The sequence below is a fragment of the Gemmobacter aquarius genome (assembly GCF_003060865.1).
GTDB lineage: Bacteria > Pseudomonadota > Alphaproteobacteria > Rhodobacterales > Rhodobacteraceae > Paragemmobacter > Paragemmobacter aquarius.
The window spans coordinates 499,599-515,094 of the sequence record NZ_CP028918.1; the positions used below are offsets into that span (position 1 = coordinate 499,599).

Below are 15,496 nucleotides of genomic sequence, written 5' to 3' on the forward strand. Positions count from 1 at the left end.
GGGTGAACAGATTTGGTCCGAGGCGACGCCGGTCCTGACGGATGCGCGCCCCCGCGGGGAACTGCGGGGGGTATTTCCTCTAATTGATCCGGCCTTTGGGGGGCGCAGCCAGCCAAGGCGTCGCCTGTACGGCTGCGGTCGGGGCGATGGCTGGTTCATTCATCGATACTCCCCGGATGCCCCGACCGGCGGCTTGGACGGAGCGATGTTTGCGAAGCGAAGGGGACGAAGCCGTCACTGCGCTTCACCGCCCTTGACCGCCGCAAATTCCGCCAGCCCTTCATCGGTGCCATCGGTGAAGCTCGCCACAGTAAGGGGCGTCGACCGGTCCGGGAAATGATACACTGCGTTTACGCTGAAAGGGCCTCCGCCAGAATGGCCGATCGCTCTTCCCGCTACTCCCATCCTGCCGATCATGATGCCAAGGCCATAGCCGCATTCTGTCCACGGTCGTCCTTCAATCGCACCGCCCACTGGAACGGCGGTCAGCATTTGTTGAAGCGATGTCGTTTGCAAAAGCTGCCCTGCGAACAAAGCCTGTAGCAGCCGCGCGGCATCACCGGGGGTCCCGATCAGGCACCCGTGGTAAACCCACCCCGGATGATACCGCTGTGCGGCCTTCCAATGCAGGCGCGAGAACTGCTTTCGGTCACTGGCAAGCTTCAGACTTTCAAGTCCAAGCGGGACGCTGATCATGTCCCGGACCAGCTCTGCAAAAGATTGACCTGCGGCTTCTTCCACCAGCTCGCGCGCCAGCATGTAGCCTACATTCGAGTAGGACCAGCCACAGCCGGGCGCAAAGCGCATTCCCTGAGCCATGGCTGCCTGAAAAAGATCCGCGGGTGGCCAAGGCTCCTCATCGTTTTGAACAGCCTGATGATAGGCGCGAAGCGTGCCATAGTCCGGTAGCCCAGCTGTGTGGTTAAGGAGCTGGCGCAGGGTGAAAAGCTTTTCCCTTGCGGGCTCATCCAGACCCAACTTGCCGTTCTCTGCGAGCTTCAGGGCGATGATCGCGATGACCGTTTTGGTGAAGCTCCAGTAGGGAAAGAGCAGGGCACTATCATCGTCTGCCACCTCGGCTCCGAGAGGAGGAAGCATGCATGAAAAGATGCGTCTGCCTTGGGTCATGGTGTCAGCATAATTCCCTTGCGACCGTCTGCAACGGTCAGTTTGCGTCGAGCGCGACGGTCAGCCATGGTTTGCGGCGGTGTGTCCGAATGGCCTATTTCCCTGCGCCTCGGGTGGATTCCGATGCAACCATCTCTCCGCCCGGCGCTTGCGCATTCTGCCACCGGGCTGTCCAGGTTGCGGTCGATAGACCGTTGTCTGCCGGAAAAGACCCAGCATTCCGATCATGGCCCATCTGCCGCAGGATGCGGAAGGCATGTTTTCGGTCATCGTGCGTCTTGAGGGGGCCTGACCTCTTTGCACACAACAAGGCTATCGCCGACGTTCGGTGTCTTTTCGAGCTGCGGTTCCTGCAAGGGGTGGTCACGCCGGATGTCCCCCTGTTCGATCCGTTCGATCAGGCCTTTGGTGTGAACGACGTGATCGTGGACATGGCGATGGTCTGGTTCGGGGAAGTTTGGGCTGCCTTTGGCGGGATGGGTCGGCGTCTGCCTGTGACCATGGCCGGAGAAGACGGGTTTGGTTTGACGCCGCCACTGTCCCCGGGCGACTGACGGTCCGCGACAGGCCGAATGCGGCACGGCATCCATCACCCCGAAGCGGGCTGTTATCGGATAACAACGGCCTGATTTTGCCTAGCGCGGCGGCAGCGCCCATGTTCGGGGCAAGGCGAAATTGACCGCCCCCAACATGAATAGGAGTTTGACATGCTGCCCACTGTCAAGAACACCGCAATCACCGCGCTGACCGCTTTGTCGCTGGCGCTTGGCGCAGCACTTCCGGCGCAAGCCTGGGACCAGCGCGAGCAGGATGTGCTCAAAGGCGTTGTCGGCACGATCGTCGCGCAATCGGTGCTGCAACAATACGGCATCCTGCAACCGCGCCAGCCGCGCCAGCCGCGCCAGCCGGTGTATCGTGAACCGGTATACCGTGAACCTGTCTACCAGCAGCCCCGCGTCATCTACCGCGATCCGCCGCCGGTGGTGTATCAGCAGCCGCGCTATGTCGAGCCGGTCTACGCACCGCGCCCGACCCATACGACCAGCGTCTACCGCACGGCTGCGGCGCAGGCGTTCAACAGCTACAGCCTGACCGAGCGGCGTGCCATCCAGCGCCGTCTGGCGGCGCAGGGCTATTACTACGGCGGGATCGACGGGTCGTTCGGTCCGGGCACCTATAGCGCGGTCGCCTCTTACGCGGCCGATCTGGGTGTGTCGCAGCGGCTTTCGTCGCGCGAGGGGGCCTTTGGCATCTATGACGGGCTGATCTTTTAAGCCCGTGCAACGGTGCAGGAGGGGCGGGAATTTTCGCAGAAAATTCGTCCCCCCGCCAAATCAACAAAAAAGGGGCGCAGGTTGCGCCCCTTTTCCTTTGCCTGAGCTTCGGATCAGTTCGCCTTTGCTTCGAGCGCCGGTGCGCTGGTGGCGCTGGCAATCTCGATCCGGCGGGGTTTCAGTGCTTCGGGCGTTTCGCGCACAAGGTCGATGTGCAGCATGCCAAGGTCATGGCTCGCCCCCGTCACGCGGACGTGGTCGGCCAGTGCGAAGCGGCGTTCGAAGGCGCGGGTGGCGATGCCGCGGTGCAGGTAGGTCTTGCCCTCGGACTCGTCCCCCTTGCGGGCGGCGACGAGAAGGGTGCCGTCCTTGACCTCGACGTTCAACTCTTCCGGGCTGAAGCCTGCCACGGCGATCGAGATGCGGTAGCCGTCATCTGCGGTCTTTTCGATGTTGTAGGGTGGGTAGGTCGGCTGCGCGACATCGGTGGTCAGCGCGCGGTCCATCAGGTCGGCGATCCGGTCGAAGCCGACGGTGGCACGGTAAAGCGGGGCGAAATCAAGGTTCCGCATGGGGTCATCCTCCGTTTGAAGCGATGCTATGTGAAGCCTTCCGGTCAGGGACAGGCGGTTGATGCCGCCGGACCCGTTGTGGCATCCGGCGGCATCCTTCACTTGGGAAGCGGAAAAAGCCGTTTCAAGGGGGCGCTCAGGGAGAGACGCGCAGGAATTTCGCGCCGCCCGTGCCGGTCGACAGCACGCGCACACCGGGGGTGTTTGCGGTGCCCTTGGCCATTTCGCTTTGCAGCCGTGCCAAGGCTGCTGCGAGGGGAACGGCGAGCGAGACGGGCTTGCCCTCGACTTCGGCCTTGGCCGAGACGACCGAGACGATGGCAACCGCGCCATCGGTTATTGTGAAGACGGGCGCGCCCGATGCGCCGAAATCCACCGCGCAAGACAGGACCATCATGTCGGGCCGTTCGGCCATGATGGTGCAGACCTCTTGCAACGAGGGCGCTTCAGAGCGGTCCTGCGCGTAAGAGACGATGCCCACTTCCTCGCCCGCTGCGGGGGTGTTGTCGGTGGCGATGGGTTGCACCTGCGGCAGGCGGATCGGGTGGTCGAGTTTCAAGAGCGCCAGATCGTTGCCCACGCTTTCCAGCGGTTTGCCGCCGTAACGGTAGTCTGGGTGGGCAATGGCGCGCGAGACGTTGCGGTATGCTTCCGCCCGCCCGTTGCGCCATCCCGCAAGGAAGGTGATGTCGGTGTCGGCCACACGCGCGCCTGTCTGCTTGTCATTAAGGCAATGCGCGGCGGTCAGGACCAGATCATCGGCGATCAGCGTGCCGGTGCAAAAGCCGAAAGCCCCGATGTTGATGCGCCCGACCGCATCCCAGCCGCGCCCCTGATCCGCACTGGCGAGCGAGCGTATGGATTGCGCGGCCACGGGGGTGACGGCGGCGAGGGTCAGAAAGAGGGCGATGCGCCGGATCATCGCGCTTGGGTAGAAACGGAATAAGGCGGAAATGTGGCGATCACCGCAGGGCTGCGGGCTTTGGCCCGCCTGTCGCCCAGTCGAGAAGTTCGACGGTATGGACGACCGGCGTGGCCGTGCCGGACCCGATCTGCATCATGCAGCCGAGGTTTCCGGCCGCGATCACGTCAGGGCTGCGGGCGGTCAGGGTCTGGACCTTGCGGGCCTTCAATTGCGCCGAAATCCCGGGTTGCAGCAGGTTGTAGGTGCCTGCCGAGCCGCAGCACAGGTGGCTGTCGGCGGGTTCGACCACCTCGAAGCCCGCGCGTCTGAGCAGGTCTTTCGGGGTGGTCTTGATCTGCTGGCCGTGTTGCAGCGAACAGGCTGCGTGATAGGCGACGCGCAAGCGTTGCGCGGGCAGGGCGGGCAGGTCGAGTTTGGCCAGAAGTTCGGTGACATCGACGGCGAGGGCGGCCACCCTGGCCGCATCGGCGGCTAGGGGGCCGTTGCGGAACATATGGCCGTAATCCTTGACCGTGGTACCACAGCCGCTGGTGTTGATCACGATGGCATCAAGGTCGCCTGCCGCCATGAAGGCGCGGATGTTGGCGGCGGCGAAGCTGTGTGCCTCGGCCTCGCGGCCCATGTGATGGGTGAGAGCGCCGCAGCAACCCATGGCTTGCGGGATGACGATCTCGCAGCCCAAGCGGCGCAGAAGGCGGATGGTGGCATCGTTGATGTTGGTGTTGAGCGCCTTTTGCGCGCAGCCGGTCATGAGGGCCACGCGCATCTTGCGCGCTGCGGTCGGCGCAAAGGTCTGCGCGTCATCGTTGCGGCTGACGGGGGGGATGGTCTTTGGCACCATGGCGAGCATCGCCTTGATGCGGGCATCGGGGATCAGTGCGGCGATGGGCTTGCCCAGCTTTGCCAGCGCCAGCGCAAGGCGGAAGCGCATCGGATATGGCAGGATCTTGGCCAGCGTCCAGCGCAGCAGGCGGTCGGTCAGGTGGCGTTTGTAGGTCGCCTCGATATGGGCGCGGGCGTGGTCGACAAGGTGCATGTAATGCACGCCCGAGGGGCAGGTGGTCATGCATGACAGGCACGACAGGCAGCGGTCGATATGCTTGACGGTGCGTTCGTCGGCGGGACGACCGGATTCCAGCATGTCCTTGATCAGGTAGATGCGGCCGCGCGGGCTGTCGAGTTCATCGCCCAGCACCTGATAGGTGGGGCAGGTGGCGGTGCAAAAGCCGCAATGCACGCAGGCGCGCAGGATCTCGTTCGATCGCGCGGTGGCGGGGTCGGCCAGTTGCTCGGGCGTGAAAAGAGTCTGCATCACAAGGCTCCGGCAAAAAGGCCGCGCGGGTCGAATTTGGCGCGCAAGCCACGGGTGAGGGCGGCGATGGGGGCGGGTTCGGGGTGGAAAGTGGGGAGGGCGCTGTGCGAGCGGATCAGCGTGGCATGGCCTGCGAAGGGGCCGAGGGCGGCGCGCAGGTCGAAGCCTTCGTCGGTGAGCAGCCAGACCAGCCCCCCGCCCCAGTCGTAAAGTGCCTGACGCGGTGCCAGACGGGCAACAAGGGCGGGAGCCTGCGAAGGCGTGGTCGAGAGGCGCCAGACATCGCCCGCCGCGCCGTGGAAGGGGGCGACATCGCGGATCGCGGGCCATGGGTCGTCAGCTGCGGCGTCGACCGTGCCGAAGCCCGCGAGCCTGCGCTGCAATTCGGCGCTGCGGTAGGCGACGGATGTAGCAAAGCCCTCGATCCGGATGAAAGTACCATGGCCCGGCCAATGCGCGGCCCCCGAAACGTCAAAGGGCGAGGTGAGCGCAGAGGACAGGGCGGTGATGGCGGTGGCGTCATCCAAGCCGTGCAAGACCAGCGTGGCGGCGGTTTCCGGCACGGGCAGCAACTTGAAGGCCACCTCTGTCAGCACGCCCAACCGGCCCTGCGATCCGGCCATCAACTTGACGAGGTCGATGCCTGTGACGTTCTTCATTACCCGCCCGCCGTTCTTGACCACGGTTCCGGTGCCGTCGACGAAGCGTACCCCGATCAGGCTGTCGCGGCAGGCCCCCGCCTGTATCCGGCGCGGGCCGCTGGCATTTGCGGCAACGGTGCCGCCGATGGTGGAATTGCCGGACCGCCCCAGAAGCCCGCGCAGATCGGGCACCTCGAAGGGCAGGCGCTGGTTTTCGGTGGTGAGTGTGGTCTCGATCACATCAAGGGGTGTGCCCGCCTGCACGACCAGCGTCAGCGCGCCGGGTTCGTAAAGCGTGATGCCTGTCAGACCGGCGGTCGAAAGCGGCTCGCCAGCGACGGCATCCAGCCGCCGCGTTCCCCCGCCGGTGACCGCGATCTTGCCGCTCGCCCCGGCTATCAGGCTGGCCAGCGCGGCCTCGGTATCGGGTTGCATCCCGCCCCTCTTCATTTTCTGTCCTTAAATATCCCGCGGGGGTCCGGGGGCGCGAAGCCCCCGGTCCTGCCGGTTCAGGCAACGCGGCGGCTGGCAGTCACGTCGAGCGGAAACACCTTGGCCGGATTGAGCAGCCAATCGGGGTCGAACACATCCTTGACGCGCAACTGCGCCTCCATGTCGTCGCGCGTAAACTGAACATGCATCAGGTCGCGCTTTTCCACGCCCACGCCATGCTCTCCGGTCAGGCAGCCGCCCACCTCGACGCAAAGGCGCAGGATGTCGGCCCCCAGTGCCTCGGCCAGTTCCAGATCGCCGGGTTTGTTGGCGTCGAATATGATCAGGGGGTGCATGTTGCCATCGCCCGCATGGAACACATTGGCCACCCGCAAGCCGTAGCTTGCCGTCAACTCGCCGATCCGCCGCAGCACATGCGCCAGTTCCGACACCGGAATGGTGCCGTCCAGACAGATATAGTCGCCCATCTGCCCCATCGCGCCAAAAGCCGATTTGCGCCCCAACCAAATACGTTTGGCCTCTTCCTCCGACCGGCTTTCGCGGTAGGCGACGGGGTTGTGACGCTGGGCGATGGTCTTGATGCGGGCAAGCTGGTCGTCGATTTCGGCGGGGCTGCCCTCGACTTCGATGATCAGAAGCGCCTCGCAATCGGGGTAGCCGGCGTGGGCAAAGGCTTCGGTCGCCTCGATGCAGGGGCGGTCCATGAATTCGATGGCGACGGGCAGCAGCCCGCCCTTGATGATGTCGGACACGCAGGCACCCGCGACCTCGTTGCTGGCAAAGCCCATCAGCACGGGGCGCGCGCCTTCGGGTTTGGGCAGGATGCGAAGCCAGGCCTCGGTGACCACGCCAAGCTGGCCTTCCGATCCACAGATGACGCCCAAAAGGTCAAGCCCGCCCGCATCGAGGAAGGGGCCGCCGATCTGCAATATGTCGCCTTGCATCGTTACCATCGTGACGCCCAGAAGGTTATTCGTCGTCACCCCGTATTTCAGGCAATGCGCCCCGCCCGAATTCATGCCGATATTGCCCGCGATGGCACAAGCAAGCTGGCTGGACGGGTCGGGTGCGTAGAAAAAACCGTCCGCCTCGACCGCGCCGGTGACCGACAGGTTGGTGCGGCCCGATTGCACGCGGATGAAGCGGTTGGGGTAATCGGTCTCCAGCACGGCGTTCATCCGGGCCACGCCCAGCACCACGGCATCGGCGGTGGGCAGCGACCCGCCCGCAAGCGAGGTGCCAGCGCCGCGCGGGATGACCTTGACGCCTTCCTCATGGCAAAGGCGCAGGATCGTCGCCACCTCGGTTGTGGTGCGCGGCAGGGTGACGGCCAGCGGCAGGCAGCGATAGGCGGTCAGCGCGTCGCATTCATAGGCCCGCGTCTCGACCGGATCGGAAATCAGCGCGTCGGCTGGCAGGGCTGCGGCAAGACGCGCAAGGATGCGGCTGCGGCGGGCAATCACGGACGCATCGGGAAGGGGCATGTCCATGTGGAGGCCTCCGGTTTCTGGCAGGATTGGTAAGTTCATATAACCAATTTCACCAGATGACAAGGCGCGGTCGCTTGCCTTAGCTTTGGGCCATGGAAACTTTGCTGCGCCTTGGACCTTTTTCCCCCGCCGATGCCACAGCACTCGCGACACTGTTCGCGCTGTTTTTGTTCAGCGGTTGGCTCAGCGAGCACCCGCCCGCGTCGCGCCCCTCGGTTTCGGTGCTGATGGAGCGGTTCCGGCGCGACTGGATGCGGGAATTCGTCACCCGACAGCCGCGCATCTTCGATGCCACGATCCTCGATTCGCTGCGGCAGGGAACGGCATTCTTCGCCTCGGCCAGCATGATCGCCATAGGGGGCGGGGTTGCGCTGATCGGCAATACGCAAAGGCTGCAGACATTGGCGTCAGACCTTTCACTTCAGGCCGAAGGGGTGCTGCTTGAAGTCAAGATCATCCTGATCATCGGCTTCCTGTCCAATGCCCTGCTCAAATTCATCTGGTCGCATCGCCTGTTCGGCTATTGCTCGATTCTGATGGCGGCGGTGCCCAACGATGTGAACGACCCGCTTGCCATGACCCGTGCGGCACAGGCGGGCGAAATCAACATCACCGCGGCGCGCAGCTTCAACCGTGGCCTGCGGTCGATCTATTTCGCGCTGGGCGCCCTGGGCTGGCTTTTGGGCCCATGGGTGCTGATGGGCACTGCGGTCGCGGCGGCAGGTGTCTTGCTGCGCCGGGAATTCTGGTCGCAGTCGCGCAAGGTGATGCTCGGTCTCTGACCCTTTTCACGCTTGTCCAAATATCCTCGGGGGAGGGGCGCGGCAGGCGCCCCGCTGGGGGCGGAACGCCCCCTCAGGCTGTTTCGGGCGCGGATGCGCCTGAAACAGCGTATGGCTTGCGGCGGCACGCCGCTCCGTTTGGTCAGGAAATGAGGCGCGGCGTGCCCTTGCGGCCTTCGACCAGCCATGCGGACAGCGCGAGGGTGGCTGCGAGGATCAGCCACAGCCATGCGGGCATAAGGGGGCCACGGTGATGTCTTGGGTGACATAGGCGCCGCGCGGGGTGATGCCGATCCAGCCGCGGCCAGAAGCGGGGCGGCCTTCGCGGACCGTGCGGATGTCGGGGATGCCCGTTTCCAGCCGCTGGATACCGCCGTTGGTGGGGGTGATGACCGGTTCCAGCGTCTCGCCGCTGGCGATGGTTTGTTCGAATTCCTTGGGGGCCGAGGGGCCGACGGCGATCACGCGGGTCAGGTCGCCCTGGGCAAGGCGGTAAAGGCCCATCGTGGGGGCTTTCCAATCGGTCTGGTAGCGGCCGGGTCCGGCTTCCGGCATCTGCAGGGTTGCGGTCGCACCATCGGGTCCGGTGATCGTCAAATCGCCGGGCGGATTCGGGGCGATGGAGCGGCGGGTGATGGTCAGCGTCTCGCCCTGCACGGTGGCGGTGAGAGCTTCTTCCTCAAGCTCGGGTTCCTTCAGCATCCAGTGGGCAAGGCGGCGCAAAAGTTCGAGTTGCGGGCCGCCGCCTTCGTAGCCACGGCCCCAGAGCCATGCCTGATCGGATGCCAGCACGGCGACGCGGCCTTGGCCCACGCGGTCCAGCACCAGAAGCGGGCGGTCGCCGGGCCCGGACATGACGACTTGGCCTGCGATGGGGGTCACTTCGACCAGCCGGAACCAGCGGCCCCAGCCGCCTTGGGGGGCGAGGGCTTCGAGCCCTTCGGTCACTGGGTGCTTCTTGCCAAGCTCGGTCAGTTTGGGGCGGAAGCCTTCCTCGATCACGCGGGCGGTGGGTTCGACGGGCAGAACCTCGGCCAAGGGTGAGCGCCACAGGCTGTCGACCGCGCCGAATTCGGGGCCTGCGGCGACGAGGACGGTGCCGCCTTCGCGCACATAATTGGCCACGTTTTCAAGGTAGGACATCGGCAGGATGCCCCGCATCGAATAGCGGTCGAAGATGATCAGGTCGAATTCCTTGATCTTTTCGACGAACAATTCGCGCGTCGGAAAGGCGATGAGTGAAAGTTCCGTGACGGGGATGCCGTCCTGTTTTTCGGGCGGGCGCAGGATGGTGAAATGGACGAGGTCCACGCTTGCGTCGGATTTCAACAAGTTGCGCCAGACGCGTTCGCCCGCATGCGGCTCGCCCGAGACCAGAAGCACGCGCAAGCGGTCGCGCACGCCGTTGATCTGCACCACGGCGGCGTTGTTGCGGTCGGTCAACTCGCCGTCCTGCGCGGGGGTCGAAAATTGCAGCACGTTCATGCCGCCGTGGGGCAGGCGCACGGGCAGGTCGATGTCTTGTCCCACAGGGATGCGGTAGGTTTGCGGGGCGGCATCGTCGACGGCGATGGTCAGATCGGCCTCGGTCGCGCCGGGGGGGGCGCCTTCGTCCTCGATCCGCAGGGTCAGGGTCACTTCTTCGTTCAGGATGGCGAAGGCGGGGGCGTTCTTGACGATCAGGCGGCGGTCCCAGTCGTCGCTTCGCCCCGTGAGCAGCAGGTGCAGGGGGGCAGGCAGCGCGGGGGCGAGGTCAAGGTCATGGATGCGGCCGTCGCTGAGCAGGATCGCCCCTGCGATGCGGGCGCGGGGTTCTTCGGCCAAGGCTTCGGCCAGCGCGGTCATCGCCAGCGATCCGGCATCTTCGGCGCCGTCCTGAAAGCGGATGATGCGAAGTTCGGTGTTGGGGATTTCGGCCACGCTTTGCGTCACACGCGCGATGGCTTCTGCGGTTTGCGCGGCGCGGTCGGACAGGGTCTGGCTGGCGCTTTCGTCGACGACGAGCAGAACGATATCGGACAGTGGCGCGCGGTCTTCGCGTTGCAGGGACGGGTTGGCAATGGCGGTCAGCAGGACCAGAGCAGTCAGGACACGCAGCCACGCACCCGACAGCCCGCGCCAGAAGCCTATCGCAAGGCCAAGGGCTGCGAGGGCGGCAAGTGCGTAAAGCACGGGCCATGCGACCAGCGGATCGAGCAGCAGCGAGGCGGCACCGGACATCATTGTCCCAACCTTTCCAGAAGGGCGGGGACGTGGACCTGATCGGATTTATAGTTGCCGGTCAGCACATGCATGATCAGGTTGATGCCGAAACGGTTGGCCATCTCGCGCTGGCGTTCGCCTGCAAAGCCGCGCCCCACGGGGAACATCGGCACGCCCATGTCATCGACGGCCCATGCGGCGGCCCAATCGTTTCCGCCGATCACCACGGGGGTGACGCCATCGTTGAGGTTGCGGAAGGGCATGCCTTCGACCTGTTCGGCATCGGGGGGGGCGGCTTCGACCCAGACGGTCGCGCCGTCATAGCGGCCGGGGAAATCTTGCAGCAGGTAAAAGGTGCGGGTCAGGACGTGGTCTTTTGGCAAGGGTTCAAGGGCGGGGATGTCGAGGCCTGCTGCGATGCGCTGAAGCTGTTCGCCCTCGGGCGAGGTGCCGCCTGCGCGGGTCAGGTCGGCATCGCGGGTGTCGAACAGGATCATGCCGCCGGTGCGGAGATAGTCGTTCAGGCGGGCGTAGGCGTCGGCCGTGGGTAGCGGCTGGCTGGTCGAGACGGGCCAGTAGAGGAAGGGGTAAAATGCCAGTTCGTCGGTTTCGATATTCACGCCGACGGGGGCTTCGGGTTCGACCGAGGTCCGTTCCCACAGCCGCTGGCCAAGGCCGGTCAGGCCCGCTTCGGCGATGTCGTCAAGCTGCGCGTCGCCGGTGATGACATGGGCCAGCACCACGGCTTCGGTGGCGCGGATCGCCGTGGCGTCGGCGCTGTCTTGCGCGCGGGCTTGGGGTGGGAGCATGAGGAGGGCGAGCAGAACGGCTGCGGCGCGGGTGCCGCGGTTCAGGCGGCCCGAAAGGGCGAGGGCGGCGATGATGTCGAGAAGGAGCATGAGAAGGGCTGCGGAGAGGAAGCTGCCCTTGAGCGCCTGTTCCTGCGCGGCTTCCAACCCCTCGATGGCGGTGCCTGCGGGCCATGTCGCGGGGGCGAGCGTGGTTTGCGGTGTCACGGCGTTCAGGGCGACGCGGCGGTCGGCGCCGGCGTAAAGGCCGGGGCGCAGGTCGGGGCCGGGGCCGGTGTCGAGGGCGGCGGCGAGGGTTTCGCCAGCGGTGCCTGCGCTCACGGTGGCGTCGGTCTTTTGGCCGTAGGCGTCGAGCAGGGTTTCCGCAACCCATGTCTGGCCTGCCAGATCGGCGGCGTCGGGGGTGGCGGGGCGGGTCGAGACCGCGAGACGTTCGAGCATCTGGACGAACAGTCCCGAGAGCGGGAGCGTGGACCATTCGGCGTTGGCGGTGACGTGGAACAGGACAACCTGACCTTGGCCTATGGCCTTGCGGGTGACGAGGGGGGTGCCATCGGCGAGGGCGGCGATGGTGCGGGCGGCAAGGTCGGGGTCGGGCTGGGCGAGGACTTGGGCCGTCACGTTCACATCCGCTGGCACGGGCAAGCCGTGGAAGGGCGAGGTTTCGGGGAAGGGGGCGAGGGTTTTGGGTTCGCCCCAGCTCATCGCGCCGCCGACGGTGCGGCCGCCTTCGCGCAGGCGGACGGGCAAAAGCGGGTCTTCGGCGCTGCGGCTGATGTCGGATGCGGCAAGGCCGGGACCGGCGAAGCGCAAGAGCATCCCGCCCTTGTCGAGCCAGTCGAGCACGGCGTCCTGCTCGGTTTGCGTGAGCTTGGCCACATCTGCAAGGATCACCACATCGGGGCTGGCCAGAAGCGCATCGGTCAGGCTGCCTTCGATCAGGTCGGCCACGGGTTCGAGGGCTTGGCGCAGGTAATGGGTGGGTGACAGCAGGCGCAGGCCCTCGCGGTCTTCGCGGCCCCCGATCAGGGCGATCTTGCGGCGTTTCAAGCTGTCGTCGGTCAGGCTGACGGCGCCGGCGGAGCGGATGCCTGCCAGTTCGAAGCGGTTGACGCGGTTGCGGAGTTCCGGGGGCAACGACAGCGCGACTTCGGCGCGACTGGCGCCAAGGCCGAAGGACAGCGTGGCGCGGGCGAGTTCGCGGTCGATGCCCGAAGGGTCGGGGCCACGGGCGATAACTTCGACCTCGACGGGGTCGGAGGCGGGCAGGCGGGTGGCGGCAAGCTGGATCGTGCCGTCGCCAAAACTGGCGGGGGCGAGGGCGAAGACGGGGCGGGGGCTTTGGAACACCGTGACCGCGCCGCGTGTCGCGAGTTCGGCGAAAAGGGCAGAGCGGTCGGGATGCTCGATGCCGTCGGAGAGCCAGAAGCTGTCGAAGTTGCCTTGCGGCAGTTTGTCGGCCCAGCCCGTGGCGGTGGGGAGCCACGGGTTCGGGGACAGGGCGGCGAGGCGGCCTGTCCATGCGTCGGCGGATTGGAAATCGATGTCGGCTGGCGTATCGGTCAGGCGGATCACGGCGGTGGGGCGGCCCTGACGGGCGGCTTCGTCCAAGAGGGTGGTTGCGCGGTCGATGCGGCGGGGCCAGTCGCGGGCGTCGGCCCATGAGGCGTCGAAGACGACAAGCAGGGGGCCGGTGCCGGGCTGGCGCTGTTCGGGGTTCAGGACAGGGCCAGCAAAGGCGATGATCGCGGCGGCGATGGCGGCCATGCGGAGGAGAAGCAGCCACCACGGCGTGCGGTCGGTTTCGGCCTTGTCATCGGTCAGGCCCAGAAGCAGCGCCACGCCGGGAAAGCGGCGGCGGATCGGGGCGGGCGGGACAGCGCGCAAGAGGAACCACAGGATCGGCAGGGCGATCAGGCCGATCAGCAGAAGGGGCGCGGTGAAACCGACGGGGCCGAGCATCCACATGGGTCAGCGGCCCCCTTCGATTGCGCGGTAAAGCCAGAGCAGCGCGGGCAGGGGCGCATCGCCGGTGTGGTGGGTGGTAAAGTGCCAGCCCACGGCGCGGGCGAGGGTTTGCAGCCGGTCCTTGCGCTCGGCCAGACGGTCGAGGTAGCGGGCGCGGAGGTCGCCTGCGCGGAGAGTTTCGTGGCGGAGCGATCCGCCCATGGATTCGAAGATGGTCCGGCCGTCGAAGGGGAAATCCTCTTCCGCGGCGTCTAGGATTTGCAGCAGGACGCCGCGTGCGCCGCGGTCGGAGGCGCGGGCGAGGGCGGTTTCCACTCCGGCGAGGTCGCCGAGGAAGTCGGAGACAAAGACGGCGCGGCCATGGGCGCTGATGCCTGTGGCATCGGGTGCGCCGTAATCGGCGGCGGCATCTGGCGCGGTCAGGGCGCGGGTGAGCGACAGGAGTTGCGACTTGCCCGCACGGGGGGGCGTATCGTGGCCCGAAAGGCCGACGCGTTCACCGCCGCGCAGCAGCAGGACTGCGGTGGCGAGTGCCAGAAGGCGGGCGCGGTCGGCTTTTGTCGGCCCATGGCTGGAAAAGCCCATGGCGCGGGAGGTGTCGACCCAGAGGGTGACGGATTGCGCGGCCTGCCATTCGCGTTCGCGCACGAAGGTGGTGTCGGAGCGGGCCGAGCGGCGCCAATCGATCATGCGGGCAGAATCGCCTGCATGGGCGGGGCGGTATTGCCAGAATTCGTCGCCCATGCCTGCCCGCCTGCGTCCATGTTCGCCCAGCATGATGGTGGATGCGAGCAGTTCGGCCTCGGCCAGCAGGGGCGGCAGGGATTGGCCGAGGGTTTCGGCCTGTTCGCGAAGGTCGGGCAGGGCTGTCACGCGGCAGCCTCGAGCCCCAGCGTGCGGGTGGCGGTGCGGTCGATGAGGCTGGCGAGGCTGTCGCCACGGGCGCGGGCGGCAAAGGACAGCGCCATGCGGTGCGACAGGACCGGGCGGGCGAGGGCGGCCACATCCGCGACCGAGGGGGCGAGGCGTCCGTCGAGCAGGGCGCGGGCGCGGGTGGTGAGCATGAGCGCCTGTGCGGCGCGCGGGCCGGGGCCCCACGAGAGGCTGCCTGCAAGGTCGCGGCCTTCGGGTTCACCGGGGCGGCAGGCGCGGACGAGGTCGAGGATGGCTTCGACCACCTTGTCGCCAACGGGCATGCGGCGGAGTATGCTTTGGGCGTCGAGCAATTCTTCGGTGGCGAAGACCTGATGGGCGTCAGCCTCGGTCGCGCCCGTGGTGGCGATCAGGATGTCGCGTTCGGTCGCACGGGTGGGGTATTCGACATCGACCTGCACGAGGAAGCGGTCAAGCTGGGCTTCGGGCAGGGGATAGGTGCCTTCCTGTTCGATGGGGTTTTGCGTGGCCAGAACGTGGAAGGGGCGGCCAAGCGGGCGGTGCTGGCCTGCGATCGTCACCTCGCGTTCCTGCATGGCTTGCAAGAGGGCGGATTGGGTGCGGGGGCTGGCGCGGTTGATTTCATCGGCCATGAGAAGCTGGCAGAAGATCGGCCCTTCGATGAAGCGGAAGGCGCGGGACCCGTCGGGCGCGGTTTCCAGAACCTCGGAGCCGAGGATGTCGGCGGGCATCAGGTCGGGGGTGAACTGGATGCGGCTGCCCTTGAGGCCCATGACGGTGGAGAGCGTGTCGACAAGGCGGGTCTTGCCGAGGCCGGGCAGGCCGACGAGGAGCGCGTGGCCGCCGCAGAGCATGGAGGCGAGGACCAGATCGACCACCTTTTCCTGCCCGATGAAGCGCCGGTTGATCGACGCCTTGGCGAGGGCGAGGCGGTCGCCCAAGGCTTCGATGCGCGGGACGAGGTCGGCTGCGTCGGACATGGGGTCGCTCCGGTCAAGCTGGGGTCATGGACATTAGACCGAAGTATGGCGCGGGAAACAAATGGC

The 15,496-nt window shown here is 66.2% G+C and carries 12 protein-coding genes and 1 pseudogene; 3 read left to right on the forward strand and 10 right to left on the reverse strand.

Features of this window, described 5'->3' with window-relative positions:
- Positions 1–234 precede the first annotated feature (234 nt).
- The gene (locus HYN69_RS02445) at positions 235–1,074 is read right to left on the reverse strand and encodes a serine hydrolase domain-containing protein (protein ID WP_230426464.1); all 840 of its coding nucleotides are present in this window, start codon (positions 1,072–1,074) and stop codon (positions 235–237) included.
- Positions 1,075–1,406: 332 nt separating this feature from the next.
- Here HYN69_RS02445 and HYN69_RS02450 point away from each other — a divergent pair, with 332 nt between their 5' ends.
- Positions 1,407–1,682 carry a DUF6389 family protein gene (locus tag HYN69_RS02450; protein WP_108434346.1) on the forward strand — a complete coding sequence of 92 codons (276 nt, stop codon included), beginning with the start codon at positions 1,407–1,409 and terminating at the stop codon, positions 1,680–1,682.
- 153 nt (positions 1,683–1,835) lie between these two features.
- Entirely contained in the window at positions 1,836–2,402 is a 567-nt protein-coding gene (locus HYN69_RS20435; RefSeq protein WP_159082333.1) for a peptidoglycan-binding protein, read from the forward strand.
- 113 nt (positions 2,403–2,515) lie between these two features.
- Here HYN69_RS20435 and HYN69_RS02460 read toward each other — a convergent pair whose 3' ends face one another.
- The 5 genes from HYN69_RS02460 to HYN69_RS02480 all read right to left on the reverse strand — a co-directional run bounded on the left by HYN69_RS02460 (position 2,516) and on the right by HYN69_RS02480 (position 7,795).
- The gene (locus HYN69_RS02460) at positions 2,516–2,974 is read right to left on the reverse strand and encodes an Hsp20 family protein (RefSeq protein WP_108436993.1); all 459 of its coding nucleotides are present in this window, start codon (positions 2,972–2,974) and stop codon (positions 2,516–2,518) included.
- A gap of 136 nt (positions 2,975–3,110) precedes the next feature.
- The gene (locus HYN69_RS02465; RefSeq protein ID WP_108434347.1) at positions 3,111–3,896 is read right to left on the reverse strand and encodes a trypsin-like serine peptidase; all 786 of its coding nucleotides are present in this window, start codon (positions 3,894–3,896) and stop codon (positions 3,111–3,113) included.
- Between the two features lie 40 nt (positions 3,897–3,936).
- Positions 3,937–5,211, reverse strand: coding sequence for a glycolate oxidase subunit GlcF (gene glcF, locus HYN69_RS02470; protein WP_108434348.1), 1,275 nt, complete (start codon positions 5,209–5,211; stop codon positions 3,937–3,939).
- A complete protein-coding gene (locus HYN69_RS02475; RefSeq protein ID WP_108434349.1) occupies positions 5,211–6,287 on the reverse strand; it encodes an FAD-binding protein in 1,077 nt (358 codons plus the stop codon). Before HYN69_RS02475 ends, glcF begins: the two co-directional genes overlap by 1 nt.
- Before the next feature lie 74 nt (positions 6,288–6,361).
- On the reverse strand, positions 6,362–7,795 hold the full coding sequence (locus tag HYN69_RS02480) for an FAD-linked oxidase C-terminal domain-containing protein (RefSeq protein WP_108434350.1): 1,434 nt from the start codon (positions 7,793–7,795) through the stop codon (positions 6,362–6,364).
- 92 nt (positions 7,796–7,887) lie between these two features.
- On the opposite strand from HYN69_RS02480, the gene HYN69_RS02485 reads away from it, so the two are divergent.
- Positions 7,888–8,577, forward strand: coding sequence for a DUF599 domain-containing protein (locus tag HYN69_RS02485; RefSeq protein ID WP_108434351.1), 690 nt, complete (start codon positions 7,888–7,890; stop codon positions 8,575–8,577).
- A 142-nt stretch (positions 8,578–8,719) separates the two neighbouring features.
- Here HYN69_RS02485 and HYN69_RS02490 read toward each other — a convergent pair.
- From HYN69_RS02490 to HYN69_RS02505, 4 genes and pseudogenes are all read right to left on the reverse strand, one after another.
- A pseudogene (locus HYN69_RS02490) lies at positions 8,720–10,797 on the reverse strand (glutamine amidotransferase).
- Complete coding sequence (locus tag HYN69_RS02495; RefSeq protein WP_108434352.1) at positions 10,797–13,556, reverse strand: DUF4159 domain-containing protein; 2,760 nt, start codon at positions 13,554–13,556, stop codon at positions 10,797–10,799. The pseudogene HYN69_RS02490 and the gene HYN69_RS02495 overlap by 1 nt, the downstream one beginning before the upstream one ends.
- 3 nt (positions 13,557–13,559) lie before the next feature.
- A complete protein-coding gene (locus HYN69_RS02500; RefSeq protein ID WP_108434353.1) occupies positions 13,560–14,429 on the reverse strand; it encodes a DUF58 domain-containing protein in 870 nt (289 codons plus the stop codon).
- A complete protein-coding gene (locus HYN69_RS02505) occupies positions 14,426–15,430 on the reverse strand; it encodes an AAA family ATPase (protein WP_108434354.1) in 1,005 nt (334 codons plus the stop codon). The genes HYN69_RS02500 and HYN69_RS02505 overlap by 4 nt, the downstream gene beginning before the upstream one ends.
- Between the last annotated feature and the right edge of the window lie 66 nt (positions 15,431–15,496).

Coding starts and splice junctions, on each gene's coding strand:
- HYN69_RS20435 (WP_159082333.1), top strand. CDS start 1,836: ATGCTGCCCACTGTCAAGAACACCGCAATCACCGCGCTGACCGCTTTG.
- HYN69_RS02460 (WP_108436993.1), bottom strand. CDS start 2,974: ATGCGGAACCTTGATTTCGCCCCGCTTTACCGTGCCACCGTCGGCTTC.
- HYN69_RS02465 (WP_108434347.1), bottom strand. CDS start 3,896: ATGATCCGGCGCATCGCCCTCTTTCTGACCCTCGCCGCCGTCACCCCC.
- glcF (WP_108434348.1), bottom strand. CDS start 5,211: ATGCAGACTCTTTTCACGCCCGAGCAACTGGCCGACCCCGCCACCGCG.
- HYN69_RS02475 (WP_108434349.1), bottom strand. CDS start 6,287: ATGCAACCCGATACCGAGGCCGCGCTGGCCAGCCTGATAGCCGGGGCG.
- HYN69_RS02480 (WP_108434350.1), bottom strand. CDS start 7,795: ATGGACATGCCCCTTCCCGATGCGTCCGTGATTGCCCGCCGCAGCCGC.
- HYN69_RS02485 (WP_108434351.1), top strand. CDS start 7,888: ATGGAAACTTTGCTGCGCCTTGGACCTTTTTCCCCCGCCGATGCCACA.
- HYN69_RS02495 (WP_108434352.1), bottom strand. CDS start 13,556: ATGTGGATGCTCGGCCCCGTCGGTTTCACCGCGCCCCTTCTGCTGATC.
- HYN69_RS02505 (WP_108434354.1), bottom strand. CDS start 15,430: ATGTCCGACGCAGCCGACCTCGTCCCGCGCATCGAAGCCTTGGGCGAC.